This window comes from Photobacterium sp. 1_MG-2023, assembly GCF_030547945.1.
Taxonomy (GTDB): Bacteria; Pseudomonadota; Gammaproteobacteria; order Enterobacterales; family Vibrionaceae; genus Photobacterium.
This window is the reverse complement of the sequence record NZ_JAUORR010000007.1, coordinates 90,068-111,345: the sequence shown is the minus strand read 5'-3', so window position 1 is coordinate 111,345 and position 21,278 is coordinate 90,068. Positions and strand designations below refer to the sequence as shown.

General features: G+C 52.2%; 23 protein-coding genes. 10 read left to right on the top strand and 13 right to left on the bottom strand.

All coding sequences use genetic code 11. The features are described from left to right. Positions 1-49: 49 nt before the first annotated feature. Positions 50-1,261, bottom strand: coding sequence for a bifunctional phosphopantothenoylcysteine decarboxylase/phosphopantothenate--cysteine ligase CoaBC (gene coaBC / locus Q4579_RS08720; RefSeq protein ID WP_303563287.1), 1,212 nt, complete (start codon positions 1,259-1,261; stop codon positions 50-52). Positions 1,262-1,520: 259 nt separating this feature from the next. Here coaBC and radC point away from each other — a divergent pair, with 259 nt between their 5' ends. The 6 genes from radC to Q4579_RS08690 all read left to right on the top strand — a co-directional run bounded on the left by radC (position 1,521) and on the right by Q4579_RS08690 (position 5,361). Beyond that, positions 1,521-2,195, top strand: a complete 675-nt coding sequence (gene radC, locus Q4579_RS08715; protein ID WP_211646511.1) for a DNA repair protein RadC — start codon at positions 1,521-1,523, stop codon at positions 2,193-2,195. Between the two features lie 170 nt (positions 2,196-2,365). Then, positions 2,366-2,602 (top strand): 50S ribosomal protein L28, encoded by a 237-nt coding sequence (gene rpmB / locus Q4579_RS08710; protein WP_027250565.1) that lies wholly within the window; start codon positions 2,366-2,368, stop codon positions 2,600-2,602. Between the two features lie 14 nt (positions 2,603-2,616). Beyond that, positions 2,617-2,784: a 50S ribosomal protein L33 gene (gene rpmG, locus Q4579_RS08705; RefSeq protein ID WP_004405486.1), complete on the top strand. Its 168-nt coding sequence runs from the start codon at positions 2,617-2,619 to the stop codon at positions 2,782-2,784. Between the two features lie 128 nt (positions 2,785-2,912). Next, the gene (locus tag Q4579_RS08700; RefSeq protein ID WP_303563284.1) at positions 2,913-3,398 is read left to right on the top strand and encodes a hypothetical protein; all 486 of its coding nucleotides are present in this window, start codon (positions 2,913-2,915) and stop codon (positions 3,396-3,398) included. 35 nt (positions 3,399-3,433) lie between these two features. Further along, positions 3,434-4,246: a bifunctional DNA-formamidopyrimidine glycosylase/DNA-(apurinic or apyrimidinic site) lyase gene (gene mutM / locus Q4579_RS08695; RefSeq protein WP_303563282.1), complete on the top strand. Its 813-nt coding sequence runs from the start codon at positions 3,434-3,436 to the stop codon at positions 4,244-4,246. Positions 4,247-4,329: 83 nt separating this feature from the next. Next, positions 4,330-5,361, top strand: a complete 1,032-nt coding sequence (locus Q4579_RS08690; protein ID WP_303563281.1) for an NAD-dependent epimerase — start codon at positions 4,330-4,332, stop codon at positions 5,359-5,361. Positions 5,362-5,383: 22 nt separating this feature from the next. On the opposite strand, the gene coaD is transcribed toward Q4579_RS08690, so the two are convergent. From coaD to Q4579_RS08670, 4 genes are all read right to left on the bottom strand, one after another. Then, complete coding sequence (gene coaD, locus Q4579_RS08685; RefSeq protein ID WP_303563280.1) at positions 5,384-5,866, bottom strand: pantetheine-phosphate adenylyltransferase; 483 nt, start codon at positions 5,864-5,866, stop codon at positions 5,384-5,386. Continuing rightward, on the bottom strand, positions 5,863-6,657 hold the full coding sequence (locus tag Q4579_RS08680) for a glycosyltransferase family 2 protein (protein ID WP_303563279.1): 795 nt from the start codon (positions 6,655-6,657) through the stop codon (positions 5,863-5,865). The genes coaD and Q4579_RS08680 overlap by 4 nt, the downstream gene beginning before the upstream one ends. Further along, complete coding sequence (locus Q4579_RS08675; protein WP_303563277.1) at positions 6,654-7,439, bottom strand: glycosyltransferase family 2 protein; 786 nt, start codon at positions 7,437-7,439, stop codon at positions 6,654-6,656. The genes Q4579_RS08680 and Q4579_RS08675 overlap by 4 nt, the downstream gene beginning before the upstream one ends. A 124-nt stretch (positions 7,440-7,563) precedes the next feature. Beyond that, positions 7,564-8,613, bottom strand: a complete 1,050-nt coding sequence (locus Q4579_RS08670) for a glycosyltransferase family 9 protein (RefSeq protein ID WP_303563276.1) — start codon at positions 8,611-8,613, stop codon at positions 7,564-7,566. A 104-nt stretch (positions 8,614-8,717) separates the two neighbouring features. Between Q4579_RS08670 and Q4579_RS08665 the strand changes: the two genes are divergently transcribed. Then, positions 8,718-9,416 (top strand): 3-deoxy-D-manno-octulosonic acid kinase, encoded by a 699-nt coding sequence (locus Q4579_RS08665; RefSeq protein ID WP_303563275.1) that lies wholly within the window; start codon positions 8,718-8,720, stop codon positions 9,414-9,416. Between the two features lie 3 nt (positions 9,417-9,419). Here the strand turns inward: Q4579_RS08665 and waaA are convergent, their stop codons facing one another. Genes waaA through rfaD form a run of 6 tightly spaced genes read right to left on the bottom strand, consistent with a single transcriptional unit; the run spans position 9,420 to position 15,985 of the window. Next, on the bottom strand, positions 9,420-10,700 hold the full coding sequence (gene waaA / locus Q4579_RS08660; RefSeq protein WP_303563274.1) for a lipid IV(A) 3-deoxy-D-manno-octulosonic acid transferase: 1,281 nt from the start codon (positions 10,698-10,700) through the stop codon (positions 9,420-9,422). A gap of 12 nt (positions 10,701-10,712) precedes the next feature. Continuing rightward, positions 10,713-11,672: a glycosyl transferase family 90 gene (locus Q4579_RS08655; RefSeq protein ID WP_303563272.1), complete on the bottom strand. Its 960-nt coding sequence runs from the start codon at positions 11,670-11,672 to the stop codon at positions 10,713-10,715. Beyond that, positions 11,672-12,718: a lipopolysaccharide heptosyltransferase II gene (gene waaF, locus Q4579_RS08650; RefSeq protein ID WP_303563271.1), complete on the bottom strand. Its 1,047-nt coding sequence runs from the start codon at positions 12,716-12,718 to the stop codon at positions 11,672-11,674. The genes Q4579_RS08655 and waaF overlap by 1 nt, the downstream gene beginning before the upstream one ends. 12 nt (positions 12,719-12,730) lie before the next feature. Beyond that, positions 12,731-14,008, bottom strand: coding sequence for an O-antigen ligase (locus Q4579_RS08645; protein ID WP_303563270.1), 1,278 nt, complete (start codon positions 14,006-14,008; stop codon positions 12,731-12,733). Positions 14,009-14,013: 5 nt separating this feature from the next. Further along, on the bottom strand, positions 14,014-15,000 hold the full coding sequence (lpxM, locus tag Q4579_RS08640) for a lauroyl-Kdo(2)-lipid IV(A) myristoyltransferase (protein WP_303563268.1): 987 nt from the start codon (positions 14,998-15,000) through the stop codon (positions 14,014-14,016). Positions 15,001-15,040: 40 nt separating this feature from the next. Continuing rightward, a complete protein-coding gene (gene rfaD / locus Q4579_RS08635) occupies positions 15,041-15,985 on the bottom strand; it encodes an ADP-glyceromanno-heptose 6-epimerase (RefSeq protein ID WP_303563266.1) in 945 nt (314 codons plus the stop codon). 186 nt (positions 15,986-16,171) lie between these two features. Between rfaD and Q4579_RS08630 the strand changes: the two genes are divergently transcribed. From Q4579_RS08630 to tdh, 3 genes are all read left to right on the top strand, one after another. Next, positions 16,172-16,819: a TetR/AcrR family transcriptional regulator gene (locus tag Q4579_RS08630; protein ID WP_211646498.1), complete on the top strand. Its 648-nt coding sequence runs from the start codon at positions 16,172-16,174 to the stop codon at positions 16,817-16,819. A gap of 130 nt (positions 16,820-16,949) precedes the next feature. Next, positions 16,950-18,143, top strand: a complete 1,194-nt coding sequence (locus Q4579_RS08625; protein WP_303563265.1) for a glycine C-acetyltransferase — start codon at positions 16,950-16,952, stop codon at positions 18,141-18,143. A gap of 63 nt (positions 18,144-18,206) precedes the next feature. Further along, entirely contained in the window at positions 18,207-19,238 is a 1,032-nt protein-coding gene (gene tdh / locus Q4579_RS08620) for an L-threonine 3-dehydrogenase (RefSeq protein WP_303563264.1), read from the top strand. A gap of 108 nt (positions 19,239-19,346) precedes the next feature. On the opposite strand, the gene Q4579_RS08615 is transcribed toward tdh, so the two are convergent. Together Q4579_RS08615 and Q4579_RS08610 are read right to left on the bottom strand one after the other, a co-directional pair. After that, a complete protein-coding gene (locus Q4579_RS08615; RefSeq protein WP_303563262.1) occupies positions 19,347-20,075 on the bottom strand; it encodes a divergent polysaccharide deacetylase family protein in 729 nt (242 codons plus the stop codon). A 34-nt stretch (positions 20,076-20,109) separates the two neighbouring features. Beyond that, positions 20,110-21,276 carry a peptidoglycan DD-metalloendopeptidase family protein gene (locus tag Q4579_RS08610; RefSeq protein ID WP_303563261.1) on the bottom strand — a complete coding sequence of 389 codons (1,167 nt, stop codon included), beginning with the start codon at positions 21,274-21,276 and terminating at the stop codon, positions 20,110-20,112. Between the last annotated feature and the right edge of the window lie 2 nt (positions 21,277-21,278).

Genomic DNA, 21,278 nt, shown 5'->3' with positions numbered 1-21,278 from the left:
CTGTGATGTGGTGTATGGGGTCACCCCCCGGCGGTTGGATGGGCCGGGGTCAGGATTGCTGTCGGTAGCAGTGGATGATTTCACCGATTAACTGACGTCCGAGCGAAACCTTATCTGTGAGCGGCAAAGCCTTGTCACCTGTCTTCCAATACAGATGGAGGGCGTTGGTCTCACTATTGAATCCATGACCTTGCTGAGCAACGTCATTGGCACAGATCAGATCAAGATTCTTCCGTTGCAGTTTATCCTGAGCGTAGTGGGCCACATCCTGCGTTTCGGCCGCGAAGCCGACCGTAAACGGCCGTTGCTCCGTCAGTGCAGCGACACCGGCGATGATATCCGGATTTTTCACCAGCTTCAGGATCAGTTCGTCTTTCCCGGATTGTTTCTTCATTTTCTGGGCAGCCACTTCTGCTGCCCGGAAATCCGCAACGGCAGCACAACCGATAAAGATATCGTGACAGGTCGCCTGCGTCATGGCCGCCTGATGCATCTCCACGGCGCTCTCGACATCAATCCGGGTGACCCCTGCCGGGGTTGGCAGGGAAACCGGCCCGCTGATCAGGGTCACCTGAGCGCCCCGCGCAGCCGCCGCGGCTGCAATGGCGAATCCCATTTTGCCGGAACTGTGATTGGTCAGATAACGCACCGGATCCAGCGCTTCCCGTGTCGGGCCTGCGGTGACGGCGATACGGAGGCCAGCCAGATCGTCCGGCTGAAAAAATTGTTCGACTTCATGGACCAGCGCCATGGGTTCCAGCATCCGGCCCGGGCCGACATCGCCACAGGCTTGCTCGCCGCTGGCGGGGCCCCAGATGTGATGACCCCAGTTGGCCAGTGCGGTCAGATTTTCCTGAGTGGCTGGCTGGCGGTACATCTGCTGGTTCATCGCCGGTGCAACGGCAATCGGTGCATGGGTGGCCAGGCACAGCGTGGTCAGCAGGTCATTGCCCATGCCAGCGCGCAAGCGGGCAATCAGATCGGCTGTGGCAGGCGCCAGCAGAACCAAATCGGCCCATTTTGCCAATTCAATATGTCCCATCGATGCTTCTGCAGCCGGATCCAGCAGGCTTTCGGCAACCGGCTGTCCCGATACGGCTTGCAGGGTGAGCGGGGTAATGAATTCTTTGGCGGCCGGGGTCATGACGATACGGACTTCAGCGCCGCGTTCAATCAGTCGCCGGGTCAGTTCGGCGCACTTATAGGCTGCAATGCCACCGCTGATCCCCAGAAGTATTTTTTTTCCTGCCAGTGTTTTCATCCGATTGCCTGATTCCTGAAAAAACTGGCAACACGATATCACCAAAGCCGAAGAGATTCATCGCTTAAGTCTCCAGAAAAATGACGCTTTCTATGTCTGAAATCACTGAATCGCCGGGGCGTAGCTCGACAGACTCTGCCTGGCGGTGTGAAACATGATGTCAGACGTGTCAGGAGTGTCGCATTTTCAATGCGAGTGCTTTGCCATGCGGCTGAGACTCCATTCTGCTGAGGCAAAATAAACATGAGGTGAAGACAGGATGGTTTTGAAGCATTTGCCGCAGGAAGCGCGGCCGAGAGAGAAGCTGTTACAACGCGGCGCAGGTGCATTATCGGATGCCGAATTGCTGGCCATTTTTCTGCGGACCGGGTTGCCAGGCCTGAATGTGGTGGAGCTGGCCGGTCGTTTGCTGGAAGAATTCGGCTCCTTACGGGCTTTACTGGCCGCAGACCACAAAACGTTTTGCCTGCATAAAGGGTTGGGGCCTGCCAAGTATGTGCAATTGCAGGCGGTGCTGGAGATGAGTTTGCGGTATTTGTCTGAGCAACTGAAAAAAGGGGAAGCCATGACCAGCCCGGAGGCGACCCGCCGATATCTCAGCCAGGTGCTCCGGGATCGCCACCGGGAAGTTTTTTATATTTTATTTCTGGATAATCAGCATCGGGTCATTGAGGGGGAGGTGATGTTTGAGGGAACCATTGACGCCGCGAGTGTTTATCCGCGCGAAGTGGTAAAAAGATCGCTGGAACTTAATGCAGCGGCGGTGATTTTAGCGCATAATCACCCCTCAGGCGTGGCGGAGCCAAGTCAGGCCGATCGGCGAATTACGCGGAGGATCAGCGATGCGCTGGCCCTGGTGGACATTCGGATCCTCGATCACTTCGTTGTTGGTGATGGTGAAGTGGTTTCTTTTGCTGAACGAGGTTGGCTATAAAGTAGGCCGAAATTGATCAAAAAGACAAGAAAGGATCTGCTCGGGACTTGAGCAACTGGTTTTGACTTAGTATAATGCGCGACCTTTGATAGCTTCGGTTAGATGGAATGCTTTTTGCGTTCGGTTAATCGCGGTTGATATCGAGCTGAAACGATTTGGAGAAGACAGTAATGTCCCGAGTATGCCAAGTAACTGGTAAGCGTCCTGTAACGGGTAACAACCGTTCACACGCACGTAATGCCACCAAGCGTCGTTTTCTGCCGAACCTGCAAACTCATCGTTTCTGGGTAGAAAGCGAAAAACGCTTCGTTAAACTACGCCTTTCTGCGAAAGGCATGCGTATCATTGATAAGAAAGGTATTGATACCGTTCTGTCTGAAATGCGTGCTCGCGGCGAGAACGTTTAAGAGGATTCTGAACAATGGCTAAAGGCATTCGTGAGAAGATCCGTCTGGTATCATCTGCCGGCACCGGTCACTTCTACACTACCGACAAAAACAAGCGTAACATGCCGGGCAAATTTGAGATCAAGAAATTTGATCCAGTTGTCCGTAAGCACGTTATGTACAAAGAAGCAAAAATCAAGTAATTGGTTTCTTTCGCTTTTTGATAAAAACCCAGCCTTGGCTGGGTTTTTTTATGGCTGCCGTTTAAGGTGGCTTGGCTATCGCCCGTAAGCGGGCTACCATCACTGACGTGTGTTGCGGAGAGGATGGCATGAAATTGTCACGGAAAGGATGGAATAACATCATCATTATCGGGGTGTTGCTGTTTGTCGCAATCATCCAGTTACCGCCGTTGCTGAAAGAGCGGATGGCCGGTCATGAACCGCAAGCGGCGAATACTGCTGGCCTGGTGCGGCTGCTCCCCCCGGATGCCCGGGTGACCCGGCTGGCCTTAACCAATGTTGTTTTCACGCAAAGCGCTGGCCAATGGCAGGCAGAGCCCGTCATGGACGGCGATCCTGCGTTGTTGGTTTCACACTGGACGGAGTTGGCAGGGACTCAAGTGGATTCGGGCACCTTCAATCAGCTCAGTGAGCAATTGACCGCGCCGCGTAGTGTTGAAGTCTGGCTGGCTGATCATGAAGAACCTTACCGTCTGACGGTTTATCAGCTGCCACAATTCTGGCTGCTGCAAAACTGGCAGGGCGACTGGCTGGCGGTGACCGTTGCACCGGATTATCTGTTCCCGTCGCTTTAAAGTATTTCCCCCTCAATCAAGAAGTCTGAGAAAACATGCCTGAATTACCTGAAGTTGAAGTCAGCCGGATGGGGATTACCCCGCATGTCGTGGGTCAGACCGTGACTCGGGTGACGGTGCGGAATCCGAGCCTGCGCTGGCCAGTCCCTGCAGAATTGAAATTACTTGAAGGGCAGATGATTCGCGGGGTTGAACGCCGTGCGAAATATCTGCTGCTGGAAACCGATGCCGGTTTTGCCATCATTCACTTAGGGATGTCGGGCAGCCTGCGTATCTTGCCGACAGAGATCCCGCCAGCCAAACACGATCATGTGGATGTTTTACTCGCCAGCGGTGAAGTGCTGCGTTACAACGATCCGCGTCGTTTTGGCGCCTGGCTGTGGCAGGCGCGGGACACAGAACATCCGGTGCTGAGTAAGCTCGGACCTGAGCCGCTGAGTGAAGTCTTTGATGCGGATTATCTGATTGAAAAAGCCAAAGGGAAGCGGACTGTGGTGAAGCAGTTCATTATGGACAATCAGGTTGTTGTGGGTGTGGGAAACATCTATGCCAATGAATCTTTGTTCGCTGCAGGGATCCATCCTCAGGCCCCGGCGGGTTCATTATCTCCGGCACGGCTGACCCGGCTGGTGGCAGACATCAAACAGGTGCTTGATCAGGCGATTACGCAGGGCGGAACCACACTGAAGGATTTTAAACAAAGTGACGGCAAACCCGGCTATTTTGCACAGGAGCTGCAAGTGTACGGGAAGGCAGGCAAACCTTGCCCTCGGTGCGGTACGGAACTCAATGAGGTCAAAATCGGGCAGCGTGCTACAGTCTATTGTAGTGAGTGCCAACATTTTTAGATAAGTACAAGATTAAACGGTCTCACTTCAGAATTCTTTGGGGAATGTTAAGGAGGCCATTGCAGCCTCCAATGGGGGTGAGCATGCGTTATCTGATAACGGGTGTGGCTGGTTTTATTGGCAGTGCGGTGGCACAGCGTCTGTGCCAGATGGGCCATGATGTGGTCGGGATTGATAACTTCAATCACTATTATGATGTCCGGTTGAAACAGGCCAGGGTGCAGCAAATTGCGCATCCGAGTTTACTGGTGCTCGATTGCGATCTGGCCGACCGGGAAGCCATTGCCCGGTTATTTTTGATGCATCGGTTTGATCGGGTGATCCACTTGGCTGCACAGGCCGGTGTTCGTTATTCCCTCGAAAACCCCATGGCGTATGCCGACAGTAATCTCAACGGCCATCTGACCATTCTGGAAGGCTGCCGCCGTCATCAGATTGAGCATCTGGTCTATGCTTCCTCCAGCTCCGTTTATGGGCTTAACCGCAAGCTCCCGCTGTCAACATCCGACAGCGTCGACCATCCAGTTTCTTTATACGCCGCGACCAAAAAAGCCAATGAACTGATGGCTCACACCTATTCCCATCTGTATGGCATTCCGACAACAGGGCTACGCTTCTTTACCGTCTACGGCCCCTGGGGACGTCCGGATATGGCCTTGTTTAAGTTTACGTCGGCGATTCTTTCCGGACAGCCGATTGATGTCTTTAACCACGGAGACATGCTGCGCGACTTCACGTACATCGACGATATAGTGGAAGGGGTGGTGCGCATACAGGATCACGTGCCGACTGAGGATCCGAACTGGCGGGTGGAAAACGGCACGCCAGCGTCCAGCGCTGCGCCTTATCGAGTGTACAATCTCGGACATGGTCAGCCAGTTCAACTGATGGACTTTATTACGGCGCTGGAGCAGGCGCTGGGTCGTGAAGCCATGAAACGATACCTGCCGATGCAACCGGGCGATGTTTACGCAACCTATGCAGATACCCAGGATTTATTTGAAGTGACCGGGTTTCACCCTCAGGTGAGTGTGCCTGAAGGTGTGCAAAAATTTGTGGCGTGGTATCTGGATTATTACGGGCAGAAGGCCGGCGGAAAAGTGGCAGCCGGATGACATCCTGCCCGCCACCATTCTTTTATTTTGCGAGCTTGGCTTTCAGGGCCTGAGCCACCGTCGGGTGGACAAACTGATCGACCTGACCTTTGTGCAGGGCAACTTCTTTGACGATGGTCGACGAGATAAACGAGTTCTCTTCGGCTGGTGTCAGGAACACGGTTTCCAGTTCCGGCATCAGGCGTCGGTTCATGTTGGCGAGCTGGAATTCGTACTCGAAGTCGGAAACCGCGCGCAGGCCACGCACCAGAATGTTGGCTTGCTGTTCGCGGGCAAAATCGACCAGCAACCCGGAAAAGCCAACGACGTCGACGTTGTTCAGGTGGCTGGTGACGGCTTTCGCCAGATCCACACGCTCCTGCAGGTCGAACAACGGCTTCTTGCTGGGACTGAAAGCAATGCCCACGACGACGTGGTCGAACATGGCGGCGGCGCGTTCAATCAGATCCTGATGGCCGTTGGTGATCGGGTCAAATGTGCCGGGGTAAATGACTCGGGTTGTCATGCGTTTTCATCCATAAATTTATCAATACCATTGTCGCAGCGGGTCAGCTTCTGACGGACGGTGTTATCCAGAATTTCGTCGTTTTTCGCCAGCGAGGCTCGGGAACTTTCATCATGGTAGAGGTGATACCCGACACCGGCAAATTTCAGGTACAACCGTTTTTTTCCGCAGTTCAGCATACGGTGAACAAATTCACTGTCTTCACGTCCCCAGCCAACGAAGTCTTCGTTAAAGCCATTCACTGCGATTACATCTGCGCGCCAGAACGCCATGTTACAGCCTCGGGTTGACGCATCATTATTCCGTTCATATGAACACAGCTTGCTGAGCCAGGGGTGACTGATACAGTTGTGACGGTTCTTAATACCGGCTGAAAACAGGGTTGGCACAACATTCTGATGCATGATTTTCTGGCTGATTTCATCATTGGCCAGCACGCGACCGCCTTGCACAAAATAGCCGGCTTTGGCTGCTTGTTTATGGGAGCGGATGAAATCAGGTGACATGACGATATCTCCGTCAATCATGATGATGTAGTCAGCCTGAGACAGCGCGATCGCGCGATTACGGCTCATGGCTAACTGAAATCCGTCATCGGGTTGCCATGAATGAATCAGCGTGTACGGAAAGTCCTGCTGATAACTCTGAATCAGTGCGGCGGTGTCTTCTCGTGATCCATCATCAGCGATGATGACTTCGTCTGGCAGTTCTGTTTGTCGTTTGACACTGTCCAGAACGGCTTTCAGGGCTTCTTTCCAGTTATATGTAGTGATGACGAGAGCGACTTTCATAGATTTCTCTCTTTTTGATAATCCCGTAGCCAGAGATCAATATATTTAACGAATGTGGAATGCATGCTCAACCACGCCAGAATAAACCCGTGCCGACCATCCAGAAAGCCGCGTTTGAGAATATACATTTTCAGGAAACTGGCCAGCGCATGGAGCAGGGCGGTGCCTAAGCCGGCTTTTTTTCGGCCTTCCCGCTCATCCGTCCAGGCTTTCAGATACTTGGTGGTTTTATTGAGATAATGATGCAGATTGTCATAGGTGTCATGGAGCAAACGGCCTTTCAGCGGACGAATCTCCAGCCCATCGGTCAGCACTTTTTCGTGTACCAGTGCATCGTTATAGCGGGCTTCTTCCCGACGATACAGGCGAACCACCCAGTCTGGCGACCAGCCGGAATGGCGAATGGTTTTCCCGAAGGCGTCGCTCAGACGGTTCAGCCGGTACGCTGTTTGGGTTGGGTTGGCCTTCAATGCAGCCTGAATATCAGTTTTGAGCTCAGGCGTAACGCGCTCATCAGCATCCAGCACCAGCACCCAATCTGTGGTCATGTGATCCTGTGCACGCTGACGTTGCAGGCCAAATCCCGGCCAGTCTTCATAAGCGTAAAATTGATCGGTGTAGCGGCGTGCGATCTGTTCGGATTCATCTGTGCTGCCTGAGTCGACAATAACAATTTCGTCAACCCAGCCAGCAACGGTATCCAGACAGGCTGCCAGATGCTTGGCTTCATTTTTGATGATCATCAGCACGCCCAGAGTGCTGCGGGAGGTGTCGGCGGTCATTCAGCGTCCAATTCAATAAGATGGCGGTACGAATATGCCAGTGATTATGCCGACCGGGTCACTCAAAGTAAAATCCCGGCCGATTTCTGTGAAGCAGTTTATCGCTTTACGGGGGCATGCCTGATTACGCGCAATGTTCCTGAACAATGCGGTCAAACATGGCAATGACTTGCTCCGCTGAGATGCGCTGCATGGCCTGTTCATCCTTCACCCGGCTGCGCCAGGGCAACTGGCTGACGGGTTGTCCGGTTTCGGCTTCAATGCATTCATCATAAACACTGACGACATAGGGGCGGGACAGATAGGGCCCGGTGCGTTTGGGGTTATGGTGCGCATACAATCCCAGCACAGGTGTTCCAACAGCGACGGCCATATGTGCCGGGCCGGTATCGGGGGCACAGACCAATGCTGCCTGACGAAGCAGTGCCAGCAGCTGTTTCAGGCTGCTTTGGCCGATCAGATTATTGACCGGAAAATCCAGTCGTTCTTCAATGGCATTGCCCAGGTCCACTTCGATCTGGGCCGGGCTGCCAGCAAGGATCACGGCAAAACCTTGTGCATGGGCATGGCGGGCGAGAGATGCATAGCCTTCCGGTGTCCAGTTTTTATAGCCTTTACTGGCCGCAGGCGTGATGACCAGCGTGTTGTCCTGATGGATTTGCTGATCTGCCCAGCGTTGATCTTCTTCCGACAGCGGAATGTCCCAGGACGGGGTCAGATCTGTGACACCCAGTGTGGCGGCAAATTGCATGAAACCGTCCAGAACGTGCGGGGATTGCGGAGACGGTACTTTCACATTGGTGAAAAGCTGCTGCAGATCGCTGCTGCGTTCGGCATCGAACCCCAGTTTATATCTGGCCCGGATCCCCAGGCAGACAATGCTGGCACGAATGGCGGTCTGCATGTGGAGCAGGGCATCAAAGCGTTCGCCTTTCAGTGCCTGCCAGACGGCTTTGTAGCCAGCCCAGCCCTGTTTTTTATCAAACACGATCACCCGGATCCCCGGCAATCCTTTCAGCAGCCGTGCTTCTACTTTGCCGCAAATCCAGGTGAGCCGGGTTTCCGGCCATTGACGCTGAATGGCCTGCGCCATGGCAATGCTGTTACAGACATCCCCGATCGCCGACAGGCGAAGGATACACAAAGACTCGGGAGCGGAAGTGAATAAAGTCATGACACCTGCTTTTCAAAGGTTCTGCCGGAAAATGCCAATGAATTATGCATTAGCGACGCTGGAATTGTAAAATAGCGCTTTTCAACCGCTTGAGATACAGAAAGATGGAAATACGGGAGCAGGATAACTGTCGGGTCATGTTCGACCCGGACCTATTGCAAGAAGACCCCTGGCAGTGTTTTGAACCGGATTTCTGGCAGGCTCAGCAGGCGGTCATTGGCAGTGCGCGCGGGCGTGGCACCACCTGGTTTGTCCGGGGGACGCGGCTGGACATGGCGTTGCGGCATTATTACCGCGGTGGGTTGTTTGGCAAGCTGGTGAAAGATCAATACTGGTTTTCTGACTGGGCATCCTGCAGAAGCATAGCTGAATTCAATTTGCTTCAGCACCTGGTCACACAAGGGGTGCGGGTGCCCCGTCCGGTCGCTGCCCGTGTATGTCGAACCGGCCTTTATTACCGGGCCGATTTACTGACGGAGAAAGTCCCGGAGGCGACCGATCTGGTGGATCGCCTGCAACAGGGACCGCTGACCGACACACAGTGGCAGGCTGTGGGGGCCATGATCCGCAAGATGCACGACAGCCAGGTGAATCACACTGATCTGAATGCCCATAATATTCTGTTGGATGCACAGGCGCAGATCTGGCTGATTGATTTTGATAAATGTGCTGTTGAAGCGGGTGAACCATGGAAAGCGGAGAATTTGTCCCGCCTGCATCGTTCTTTTGTCAAAGAAGTCGATAAGGCGGGTATTCACTGGCAGGAAGCCGACTGGCAAGCCCTGCTGGCTGGCTATCAGTAAGGTTTAGGGTTTCGGGAACGTCAGGGTTGCGGCCAATGCATCCAGCGTGCGTTGAATCGCCCCCTGATTGTTTTTGACAACCTTGAACGCCGCCTGGCCCATGGCTGATTGTGCCTGAGGATCGGAAAGCAGCCGGGTGATGGCTTCGGCCAACTGCTCGCTGTTCTCAACAATGTTTGCCCCGCCAGCCTGCAATAACTGGGTGGTGATATCCGTGAAGTTAAAGTAACTCGGGCCACTCAGGACAGGTTTCGCCAGCGCTGCCGGTTCCAGCAGGTTATGGCCGCCAACTTTATCGCCAATCAGGCTGCCCCCGACAAATGCCACATCGCAGGCACCCAGCAGCAGCATCATTTCTCCCATAGTGTCAGCCAGATAGACCGACGGCTCGCTCAGCACTTCTTGTGTATGTGTTCGGCGTGCTGTGGCGAATCCGCGTTGTATGCAGAGTGCTTCCACGGCATCGAATCGTTCCGGATGGCGGGGAACCAGGATCAGTAAGGCATCCGGATGCTGAGACAGTACCTGGCGGTGTGCGTCCAGCACTTGTTCGTCCTCGCCACTGTGGGTGCTGGCCGCAATCCAGATAGGGCGTTGCTTGCCCAGTTCATCTCTGAGGATCTCACTGGCCTGCTCGAGCCCGTCGGGCAACGACAGATCAAATTTAATCGAGCCAGTCACCTGCACCACGTTGTCTGGCACACCTAATAGCTTGAATCGATTGGCATCATCCTGATGCTGGCATAACACCTGATCCAAATGTTTTGCCAGCAGATTGAACAGGGCCTGGACCTTGGCATAGCGTTGGCAAGAGCGTTCAGACAGTCGCGCATTCAGTACAGTCACGGGCAATCCGGCCCCTTTGGCAGCGGCCAGTGTATTCGGCCAGAGCTCTGTTTCCATGATGCAGAGCGCGCGGGGTTGTTGCGTGCGGATAAACGCACGTAACGCGAAGGGAAAATCCAGAGGCATGTAGCGATGCTCGACCCAGTCGCTGAGTTTTGCCGCCTGTTCTGCCCCCGTCGCTGTCGTAGTTGTCAGCAGGATGGGTAAATCCGGATAGCGCTGTTTCAAGGCTTTGATCAGTGGTGTCACCGCCAGTGTTTCACCCACAGAGACGGCGTGAATCCATAACGGCTGGTGGCCGTTTACTTTCGGACTGATGCCCAAGTGCTCCTGCCAGCGTTTTCCGATGGGGGGAACACCAGGGCGTTTTTTATACAGAGAAACCAACAGGAAAGGTGCGGCCAGCATCAGCAGGCAGGTATAGACAAAACGTAGCATCGATTCTCTCTTTTACTTCGCTTGCCACTGGCCGGACAGCTCAAAGTATTTTTTCAGGACCAGCAGGCCAATCAGCTTTTCCCGACCCGGATGGCAAAACTGATGAACATGCTCATGTGCATTGGCAATGATGGCTTCTGCCGCTTCCGGGTGCTGGCTAAAGTAGTGGATTTTTTCTTCCAGATCAGAAAAATCATCCTTTAATTCAACGTAATGTACACCAGCTTTCAGAGTGCCTTCCATGAACCAGGTTTCAAATTTGGGTTTGGGCATGAGACAGAGTGAATTGGACGACATCGCCCATTTCAGGTTGGTTGCCACATCATTGCCCTCAATACACAGAATAAATTTATGCTGAAGCTGCTGTGAAATCGACAGGAAACCTTTGTCCCAAGGTTTTGCGGGCTCGCTATGATTGGTCTGGCCAATATCACACAGCGGGTGATCATGATAATTTTGCACGAACTCGATTCTGTGAGGCTGGTAAGCCGCACCACGCCAGACGGCGGTGTTCTTTTTCTCCCGAAAAGACAAGGTATCGGTAATGAAGTTGAAATGACGGACCTGATTGAGTTTAAAGAGCACCGCATTTGCATTGTCCCCATGAATCGGGCGCGCCTTCACCAGAAAGGGAAAAGGCTCGAGATGGGTCTCGTCGCCGAACCGATAGGCCAGATGATGCCTGCTATCAAAGTAGTTCAGGTACTCTTTCAAGTCATAGTAGTACGCACTCTGCCCCTGTTTCCGGTAACGCTTGATCTGAACTGTTTTTTCTTCGGGCAGGGTGAAGGGGGCTTGATGCTTGAGGTAATAATCCACTCTGGATGCAATATAGTGTTTGTCGTATTGATCCAGCGTGTTCAGCAGGTAGCGCAACTGGCGCTGGTAAATGACTTTCGGGGTCATTGAGCGCAGCAGGTTGCGGCTGTAAAAAGCGAACTTACTGTTTTTTTGTTGATGTAATAATCGCATCACACATCCGATTTATGATTATCCGACACAGTCTCAATCGCTCGGATCACCTGCTGTGGCGGTAGTTCCTTCAGGCATTTCAGGTGGCCATAAGGGCATTCGCGCTTGAAGCACGGGCGACATTCAATGTCAGTGTGAACGATGGCCACCTGCTCCGCCAGAGGCGGTGTGTAGTCTGGTGACGTTGAGCCATAAATGGCAACGACTTTACAGCCAACCGCAGCAGAAACATGCATCAGTCCGGAGTCATTGCTGACGACAGTGTCGCAGGCTGCCAGCAAATCAACGGCTTCAATCAGGCTGGTTTGTCCCGCCAGATCGTGACAGTGAATCTGCAGATCAGCAGGCAGGGCATTTTTGATTGCGGACGTCACGGGTTGGTCTTTCGCTGAACCAAACAGCCACACCTGCTTACCCTGCTCAATCATGTGTTGTGCAACTTCTGCAAAATACGTGTCCGGCCAGCGCTTTGCCGGGCCAAATTCAGCACCGGGGCAAAGTCCGATGATCGGGCGATCTGCACTCAGAGAGAGTCGAGCCATGGCTGCGGACTGGTTTTCGCTATCCACAGTCAGCGAAGGCTTGGGTAACTGGGGAAGTGCTGCGCTGCTGGTCATTGCCGCTTTTGGATAAGCCAGCGCACAGTAGCGCTCGATCATCAGACCGAAATCGCGTTTATTGTTCCGTAAATCGGTCAGCAGGCCATAGCGGCTTTCCCCTTTCCAGCCGGTCCGGGCCGGAATTTTGGCAAACAGGGGGATCAGCGCAGACTTCGCAGAATTTGGCAGGATGAATGCCTGATCGTATCCCGCTTCACGCAGGGACTTGCCAATCCGGTAGCGGCCGGTCAGGTTGAATTCACCGTGGCCGATGGGCATCTCCAGCGCACGATGGATTTCCGGCATGCGCTCCAGAATCGGCCGGCACCATGCAGGCGCCAGCACATCAATTTCAGCGTCAGGATGCTGCTGTTTCAGGCTGGTGTAGAGACACTGGGACATCACCATGTCGCCAACCCAGGAAGGGCCGATAATCAGAATTTTCATTGCTCAGTGCTTTTATAATAATGATGAAGTGTTTTGGTTGCTGGCTGTCGTCGCTACTACTGGATTTTTATACAGACATCCAGCTAAAAAGATAGCCGTAAACACAGTGTAAAACATGAGACCTGAGTTATGGTTCAGGAAGTTCTGTGTTAAACAGTAACTGGCGACCAGAATGACATGGATAACACCACACTGGGCAAAGATCCATTGACTGTCATGCTTTTGATACAGGCGGCTATAGCGCAAGAAAATGGCCAGCGGAATGGCAAATAATAGAATGAGCGCTGCGATGCCAATCAGTCCTTTTGTTGATGCTTCTTCCAGGTATTGGTTATGGGCTCGGCCGTAATGCGTCACAACTTTTGAAACTTTACCTTCCGCAACGTAACGCTTCTCTGCCAGATCACGCCCCGGAAAACCCTGCCCAAATACTGGTTTCTCCGAGAGGCTCAACCAGGCACTTTTCCACATCTCAAACCGGGCACCAAGTGATGATCCGCTATTATCCTTTTGGGTATAGAGTTCAACATCGGCGTAGGCCTGGTTGATGCGATTCTCAACTTCAGGCAGCACAGCGCTACCAATCAGCAATAAACTGACAGAAATCAGTGCGAATAAGCGTTTTGAGAGTAAATGCCGGAACTGATAAATAATATAGAACAAGATGATGGGAGCAAAGAGCCACCCGCCACGGGAGCCGGATAAGATGGAACCTGCCATACCAGATAAGGCTGCAGCCAGAAACATCAGACTCAGAAAATATTGTTTCTTGCCCCAGTAGTAAAACATGGCAAAGAGCGACAACAAACCTAAGGTCATTGCGGTATTGCCCGACTGGATGGGCATGTAACCTTTAACAACACTGCCGGTATAAGCTCGGCTCATGTGAAGCACTTCAATATGATATACCGCAACCATACCGGCTGTGAATGCGCCAATTCCGATGCCAGCTAACAGCCACTCTTTTCGTGGCGGGAAGCGAAGCAGGAGGAACAGGATAGGGAGGGTGAGAATGGTCCGGCTTGGAATATCAGCTTCACTGATATTTCCGCCATAGATCAGTAGAGAAGCGACGACCACAAGGAAGTAAGCGCTAAAAGCCAGTAAGATTTGCTTGATTTCCCGAGTGACCAGCTCTGATTTGATGCAGAATAGAAAAGGCAGTGCCAATACCAGAAGAAGGACGGGCACAGGCTTATAACCGCCACCAAACATCAAAATTGAGGCAGGATATGCTGCGGCGAGAAACGCAATCAAGGCTCCAAAATGTGGTGAAATCTTGGCTTTCATGGTCATTAAATTCCGTCGATCTTCAATGTCTGATAGGGATTGGGTTCATTATCCGGACGGGTTTTTAATAGGCGCAAATTCCACATATATTGTGAAGGGGTTGGCGCTACCATACTTTCTAATGAATGAGCCAGAATTTCGGCATCTCGTTGCAAATCGTTTGTTGGCAGTTCTTCCAGTGCCGGCGAAATATGAATTTCGAACTTACCTGTCTCAGCATTATATACAGGCATCATCGGGACAACAGTAGCACCTGTCATCCGAACAATTTTACCAAGGCCCGCAAACGTTGCTTTTTTGGTGGCAAAGAAATCTGTGAACTGGCTTTGCTCCGGTCCAAAATCCTCGTCAGGCAAATAATAGCCCATGTAGCCTTGTTTGATTGCTTTCAAATAAGGTTTCAGGCCTTCTTCGCGGGTATAACACGCGCCACCATATTGCAGTCGTTGTTTGCTGATGAGCCAGTCATAGACTGGCTGTCGGTGTTGCGGCTTCATTAAAGCGGCGATAGGTAAGCCCAGTGATGCCCAGTATATTCCTGGAAAATCGATCGCCCATGCATGTGGAACCAGCATAATGAGTGGGCGATCTTCTTCAATCAATCGATCGAGATGCTCTCGGCCAACCACAAGTGTGCGATTCTGCAGGTGGGATTTACTTTTGAACGTGAGTTCACCCATTGCGAGAATCACTTGAGTTGCCACAGCAAACATGTCATCAATCATGGCTTCCCGCTGCGCAGGATTCTGCTCAGGAAAGCACAACGTTAAATTGACCTGGGCTCGCTGGCGAGCTTTTTTAGCGCGTCGGCCAATGAATTTACCCAGTTTACCTGCAATTGGATCCCTGACTTGCCAGGGAATGAGCGCAAAAAGCATTAAAAAGCCAATACTGATCCAAGTTCCCCAATGCTTCGGGTGTAAGAAAGACCACTGAAATCTTGGTCGGTATCCCTGATTGGTCAGTGGCTTTATCGTGCGCGACAATTTCACAGGTAATTACTCAATGATGATTTTATGTAATAAGGTGGGTTTAACGATTCAAAATCGCCATATATTCAGCAACGCCTTCTGCGACCGTTTTGAAGGCTTCCGTATACCCGGCGGCCCGAACTTTCGAGAGATCTGCCTGAGTATAGGTCTGATAGCGGCCTTTCAGATGTTCCGGGAACGGGACGGTTTCCACTTCGCCTTTACCGTGGTACTGAATCACAGCATCTGCAACAGCCTGGAAGCTTTCCGCACGGCCAGTGCCGCAGTTGAAAATACCCGAAACGCCGTTTTGCCAGAACCACAGGTTCACTTTGCAGACATCACCGACATAGATAAAGTCACGTTTGAAAGTGGTTGAACCTTCAAACAGCTTCGGATGATCACCTTTGAGCAATTGTTCATTCAGATGGAATGCGACAGAGGCCATGCTACCTTTGTGCTGCTCACGCGGACCGTAGACGTTGAAGTAACGGAAACCGGTGATTTGCGACAGCGTTTCGCCGTGGGCTTCTGCATCTTGCCACAGGCGACGAACATAGTTGTCGAACAGCTGCTTAGAATAGCCGTAAACGTTCAGTGCACCTTCATAGGCTTTTTCTTCAATGAAGTCTTTATCGCGGCCGCCATAGGTGGCTGCTGAGGATGCGTACAGAAACGGAATTTCGCGCTCAAGACAGAAATGCAGCAGCTCTTTCGAGTACTCGTAGTTATTGAGCATCATGTATTTGCCATCCCACTCTGTGGTGGCAGAGCAGGCGCCTTCATGGAACACGGCTTCAATCGGGCCGAAGTCATCACCGGCCATGATTTGGGTGATGAAGTCTTCTTTGTCCATGTAGTCGGCAATGTCTAAATCGACCAGATTCGCGAATTTAGTTCCGTCTTTGAGGTTATCGACGACAAGAATATCGTTATACCCTTGTTCGTTCAGCGCTTTTACAATGTTGCTGCCGATCATGCCGGCGCCACCAGTCACAATAATCATGGCACTTCCAGTTTTCTGTCTGAGAATCACGGTGGTCTGAGGTCTGTAAACTAGCAGACGAGCCACACCACCGCGTCAATAATTCGTCAATAGTTATGATAACATCATCGGGGTTTGTTGATCTTGATTTTGAGCCCACAAAGTGAACAAACCCTGACTGCCAAAGGTGATGCAAGTGAGAGGCCTATGAAAACCCGCGATAAAATTATCCATGCCGCACTGGAGCTCTTTAACGACAGTGGAGAACCTAAGGTGACCACCAACCACATTGCGGCCCATATGGGCATCAGTCCCGGCAATTTGTATTACCATTTCCGTAATAAGGAAGAGATTATACACAGTATTTTTGATGAATACGCGCAGGAGTTGCGTGTTCGTTTCCAGCCGGGCGAAGAAGCGGAGCTGTCATCTGACAGTTTGCTGCAATATCTGGATGCTGTGTTTTTGCTGATGTGGCGGTACCGTTTTTTCTATGCCAATTTGCCTGACATCTTAAGTCGTGATCCTGTATTACAGGATAAGTATTTGCAGGCACAGGAAAAACTGCATCAGGACATTATGGTGGTGATGCGTCATTTTCGTGCCTTGGGTCTGGTGACGCTGGATGACGGCGATCTGTCCGATCTGGCCAATACGCTGAAATTGGTCGCCAGTACCTGGATTTGCTACCAGACTGCTCAGGCACCGAAAGCAAAAATTACCAAGGCGGTGATTTATCAGGGGGTGCTTCAGATCCTCAGTATTATAAGACCTCTGACCAGTGCTCAGGGTCGGGAAGTCGTTCTTCAACTTGAATCACATTATTGTGATCAAGTCAGACAGGATGTTTCTTAGTTGTCGACGTTGCAGAGCTTAGTCCTTAAAATTCGCTTAACTTTGTAATAATGTAGCGATCAATAACTAATTTGTTAGTATGTTGTTCGTTTGAATTGGCAAAATCGCCTTTACGAGTTTGGAGAGCAAGATGTCAGCTGCCTTTTATCAACAGATCGCCGATCAGATTCAGGAAGTGAAAGCGGAAGGATTATACAAGAGTGAACGTGTGATCACTTCTGCACAGAAAGCCGATATCCAGATCACGTCCGGTGATCAGGTTTTGAACTTCTGTGCCAACAACTATCTGGGTCTGGCTAACCACCCGGCGTTGATTGAGGCTGCCAAACAAGGCATGGATGAGCACGGTTTTGGTATGGCTTCAGTGCGTTTTATCTGCGGTACGCAGGACGCGCACAAGGAACTGGAAAATAAACTGTCAGCCTTTTTAGGCACGGAAGACACCATTCTTTATTCTTCCTGTTTCGATGCGAATGCGGGCCTGTTCGAGACAATTCTCGGCCCGGAAGACGCCATTATTTCTGATGCACTGAATCACGCATCCATCATTGATGGTGTTCGTCTGTGTAAAGCGAAGCGTTTCCGTTATGCCAACAACGATATGGCAGAGCTGGAGCAGCAACTGATCGCCGCGAATGAAGCAGGTGCCCGTCACAAGCTGATCGTGACAGACGGCGTGTTCTCAATGGACGGTGTGGTGGCGAATCTGCCAGCCGTTTGCGATCTGGCGGATCAATACGATGCGCTGGTGATGGTGGATGACTCTCACGCTGTGGGCTTCATGGGCGACAACGGTCGCGGTACGCATGAGTATCATGATGTGATTGAGCGAATCGACATCATCACGGGGACGCTGGGTAAAGCGCTGGGCGGTGCTTCAGGCGGCTATACTGCGGGCAAGAAAGAAGTGATCGACTGGCTGCGTCAGCGCTCGCGCCCATACCTGTTCTCGAATTCACTGGCGCCAGCCATTGTTTCTGCATCGATTCGCGTTCTGGATCTGCTGGCAGAAAGCAGCGATCTGCGTGCACAACTGTGGCAGAATGCTGCGCACTTCCGTACCCGTATGTCTGAAGCGGGCTTCACACTGGCAGGGGCGGATCACGCGATTATCCCAATTATGCTGGGTGATGCGAAAGTTGCGGCTGAATTCGCTGAGCGTGCACTGAAAGAAGGCATTTACGTGGTGGGTTTCTCTTACCCTGTGGTTCCGAAAGGCCAGGCGCGTATCCGGACGCAAATGTCTGCTGCGCACAGCCAGGAACAGCTGGACCGCGCCATTGATGCCTTCATCCGTATCGGTCAGGACATGGGTATTCTCTGATCATCACCAAATTCTGCTGCAGTGGCGGGGTCGTCCGCCTCTGAGCACCTTGTGGAAAGCAACATGAAAATTAAAGCATTATCCAAACTCAAGCCTGAAGAAGGCATCTGGATGACTGAGGTCGACAAGCCTGAAATGGGCCATAACGACCTGCTGATCAAAATTAAGAAAACGGCGATTTGCGGGACTGACGTTCATATCTATAACTGGGATGAATGGTCACAGAAAACCATTCCTGTCCCTATGGTTGTCGGTCATGAATATGTGGGCGAAGTTGTGGCCATCGGTCAGGAAGTGCGCGGTTTTGAAATCGGCGATCGGGTTTCCGGTGAAGGCCACATTACTTGCGGCCACTGCCGGAACTGTCGTGGCGGCCGTACCCACCTGTGTCGTAACACCATTGGTGTGGGTGTGAATCGTGAAGGTGCCTTTGCTGAGTATCTGGTGATTCCTGCGTTTAATGCATTCAAAATCCCGGACAACATCTCTGATGATCTGGCTTCGATCTTTGACCCGTTTGGTAACGCAGTTCACACGGCACTGTCGTTTGATCTGGTGGGTGAAGATGTTCTGATCACTGGTGCTGGCCCAATCGGCATTATGGCAGCTGCCGTTGCAAAACACGTTGGTGCACGCCATGTCGTGATCACTGATGTGAACGAATATCGTCTGGATCTGGCCCGTCAGATGGGTGTGACCCGTGCGGTGAACGTTGCTGAGCAGAAGCTGGAAGATGTGATGGCAGAGCTGGGCATGACCGAAGGTTTCGATGTGGGTCTGGAAATGTCGGGTGTACCGGCTGCTTTCAACAGTATGCTGGAAAGCATGAATCATGGCGGTAAGATTGCCATGCTGGGTATTCCGCCATCAAACATGGGTGTTGACTGGAATCAGGTGATTTTCAAAGGTCTGGTGATCAAAGGGATCTACGGCCGTGAAATGTTCGAAACCTGGTACAAGATGGCCAGCCTGATTCAGTCTGGTTTGGATCTGACGCCAATCATCACGCACCACTACAGCGTAGATGACTTCCAGCAAGGCTTCGATGCGATGCGTTCTGGTAAGTCCGGCAAAGTGATTCTGAGCTGGGATTAATCCGGCGCGGAAAATGAATTTGAAAAGCGGTGTGCAAATAGCACGCCGCTTTTTTTATGTCCGGATTTCCTGTGATTGGTATGAATCGCCATCTGTCGTGAGAGCGGCTCAGCTAGCTTTCGGATAGAGTTCAGATAAACGCACCAGCGTGACCTGTTGCTGCATTTCCGGCAACATCGCGGTCAGGGTCGCCAGCGTGACCGGATGCGGATGGCCGATGGCAATCACATGATCTTCTGCTTTGGCTTGCCGGATAGCCTGATGGATTTGGCGACGGATAAAGGCTTCCGTCGGGACATGATCCAGAAAAACATGACGGCGTAATGCTGGGATCTGAGCCGCCTGCGCCTGTTTTTCGGCAACAGAAAAAGGCGTCGTCCGGCTGTCGAGAAACCCCAGGTGCTGCTGTTTCAGTACTTCCATCACCCAGTCCATTGCCACCGTGTTTTGCGTCAGGGCGCTGCCCATATGGTTGTTGACACCAATGGCACCCGGCACCCGCGTGAGTGCATGGCGCAGCTTTCCCTGCAATTCATCTTTTTTCATCGCCGACGTCAGTGTGGTGAGTTCCAGCGGCGCGGGCCGGCTGGGCTGCATGGGCATGTGCAGCAATACGTCTCGTTTTTCCTGTGTGGCCTGATGGGCTGTCAGTTGATCAAAGGGGGTGTCCGGCAGAATCGAGACCGTGATTTGTGGTGGCAGTGCCGAAAGCGGAGAAGGCATTTGCTGATAACCGAGATCATCAATGACAATCGCAAGTCTGGCTGCCTGAACACCGAACGGCATGGTCAGCAGCCAAATGAAAGTCAAACGAAGCATCCACTGTATTCGAACCATCCTTGTTCCTTTCGGTGGGTTGCCGCATTGCGGATTAACGGGTCAGCCAGGGTTTCGGGTTGGTGGCCGTGCCTTTGCGGCGAATTTCAAAATACAGGCCAGGTCGTTCCTGACCGCCGCTGTCGCCGACAAGCGCAATGGCTTCATTGGTCTGAACCGTATCGCCGACTTTTTTGAGCACCGTCTGATTGTAGCCGTAGAACGTCATGTCGCCGTGACCATGGTCAATGGCAACCATCAGGCCGTAACCACGCAGCCAGTCTGCGAAGACAACTTTGCCCCCGTGAACGGCTTTCACTTCGCTGCCGATTGACTGGCTGATGACCATGCCTTTCCAGCGCAGTTCACCCTGAAGCGGGCTGCCATAGGCATGACGTATGCTGCCTTTGACCGGCCAGGGTAATTTGCCCTTAAAGCTTCCCAGGCCATCCATTCGAACCCGGGCTTTTCGGGCAGCGGCTTCGGCCGCTTTTTTGGCCTTGGCAATTTCGACAACCAGCCGGGATTCGTTGTCTTTCAGTTCAGTCAGATAACGCTTATCTGCACTGAGCTGACCTTGCAGCTGTTTGACGGTGCTTTGCCGGGCTTGCTGGCTGCTGACCAGTTTGGTTCGTTCCTGTTTCAGTTCGGCCAGCAGGGTTTGCTGTGTGGTGCGTTGTTCATTGAGCTGATGTTTTTTCAGCTGAAGTTCGGTGTCTGTTGCCGATAACTCATCCAGCGCCCGGCTGCGTGCTTCGCTGAGCCGCGAGGCATATTCAGCCATGCGTTCCAGCTGCGCGCCATCATTTTCGCCCAGCAGGTTTGCCAGCGGGGAAGATTTGCCAAGTTTGTAATGGCTGGTGATCAGCGTTTTGAGTTGTTCGCGTTGCCCGATTTGTCGCTGTTGCAGCGCTTGCTGCTCTTTTTCAAGCGATGCAATGGAATGGGTCAGCTGGGAGATTTTCTGTTCTGCCTGCCGAATGTTTCCGGCCGATTTTGCAATCGCCAGTTCCTGCTGTTTCAGGGTTTTCTGTACATCATTGAGTTGCTGTTTTTTGCTGCTGAGCTGTTGCTGCTGCCGGGCAATTTCCTGTTTCATGCCGTCCAGTTGGTTCTGGTCATTGGCCTGTGCCGGCAGGGCGAACGTCAGACATAGCAAAGCGCCAGTGCCGAAGGCACTGGCGCGCAAAGTACAGATTGTACGTTGAAAGAATGCCCGCATGC

What these genes read in the sequence shown, in the direction of transcription:
- Q4579_RS08610 (WP_303563261.1), bottom strand. Translation starts at nt 21,276, where the DNA reads ATGCGGGCATTCTTTCAACGTACAATCTGTACTTTGCGCGCCAGTGCC.
- Q4579_RS08655 (WP_303563272.1), bottom strand. Translation starts at nt 11,672, where the DNA reads ATGCGATTATTACATCAACAAAAAAACAGTAAGTTCGCTTTTTACAGC.
- coaD (WP_303563280.1), bottom strand. Translation starts at nt 5,866, where the DNA reads ATGACAACCCGAGTCATTTACCCCGGCACATTTGACCCGATCACCAAC.
- Q4579_RS08690 (WP_303563281.1), top strand. Translation starts at nt 4,330, where the DNA reads ATGCGTTATCTGATAACGGGTGTGGCTGGTTTTATTGGCAGTGCGGTG.
- coaBC (WP_303563287.1), bottom strand. Translation starts at nt 1,261, where the DNA reads ATGAAAACACTGGCAGGAAAAAAAATACTTCTGGGGATCAGCGGTGGC.
- waaF (WP_303563271.1), bottom strand. Translation starts at nt 12,718, where the DNA reads ATGAAAATTCTGATTATCGGCCCTTCCTGGGTTGGCGACATGGTGATG.
- Q4579_RS08615 (WP_303563262.1), bottom strand. Translation starts at nt 20,075, where the DNA reads ATGGTTCGAATACAGTGGATGCTTCGTTTGACTTTCATTTGGCTGCTG.
- Q4579_RS08670 (WP_303563276.1), bottom strand. Translation starts at nt 8,613, where the DNA reads ATGACTTTATTCACTTCCGCTCCCGAGTCTTTGTGTATCCTTCGCCTG.
- tdh (WP_303563264.1), top strand. Translation starts at nt 18,207, where the DNA reads ATGAAAATTAAAGCATTATCCAAACTCAAGCCTGAAGAAGGCATCTGG.
- radC (WP_211646511.1), top strand. Translation starts at nt 1,521, where the DNA reads ATGGTTTTGAAGCATTTGCCGCAGGAAGCGCGGCCGAGAGAGAAGCTG.
- rpmG (WP_004405486.1), top strand. Translation starts at nt 2,617, where the DNA reads ATGGCTAAAGGCATTCGTGAGAAGATCCGTCTGGTATCATCTGCCGGC.
- Q4579_RS08625 (WP_303563265.1), top strand. Translation starts at nt 16,950, where the DNA reads ATGTCAGCTGCCTTTTATCAACAGATCGCCGATCAGATTCAGGAAGTG.
- Q4579_RS08665 (WP_303563275.1), top strand. Translation starts at nt 8,718, where the DNA reads ATGGAAATACGGGAGCAGGATAACTGTCGGGTCATGTTCGACCCGGAC.
- rfaD (WP_303563266.1), bottom strand. Translation starts at nt 15,985, where the DNA reads ATGATTATTGTGACTGGTGGCGCCGGCATGATCGGCAGCAACATTGTA.
- Q4579_RS08645 (WP_303563270.1), bottom strand. Translation starts at nt 14,008, where the DNA reads ATGAAAGCCAAGATTTCACCACATTTTGGAGCCTTGATTGCGTTTCTC.
- Q4579_RS08675 (WP_303563277.1), bottom strand. Translation starts at nt 7,439, where the DNA reads ATGACCGCCGACACCTCCCGCAGCACTCTGGGCGTGCTGATGATCATC.
- Q4579_RS08700 (WP_303563284.1), top strand. Translation starts at nt 2,913, where the DNA reads ATGAAATTGTCACGGAAAGGATGGAATAACATCATCATTATCGGGGTG.
- waaA (WP_303563274.1), bottom strand. Translation starts at nt 10,700, where the DNA reads ATGCTACGTTTTGTCTATACCTGCCTGCTGATGCTGGCCGCACCTTTC.
- rpmB (WP_027250565.1), top strand. Translation starts at nt 2,366, where the DNA reads ATGTCCCGAGTATGCCAAGTAACTGGTAAGCGTCCTGTAACGGGTAAC.
- Q4579_RS08680 (WP_303563279.1), bottom strand. Translation starts at nt 6,657, where the DNA reads ATGAAAGTCGCTCTCGTCATCACTACATATAACTGGAAAGAAGCCCTG.
- mutM (WP_303563282.1), top strand. Translation starts at nt 3,434, where the DNA reads ATGCCTGAATTACCTGAAGTTGAAGTCAGCCGGATGGGGATTACCCCG.
- Q4579_RS08630 (WP_211646498.1), top strand. Translation starts at nt 16,172, where the DNA reads ATGAAAACCCGCGATAAAATTATCCATGCCGCACTGGAGCTCTTTAAC.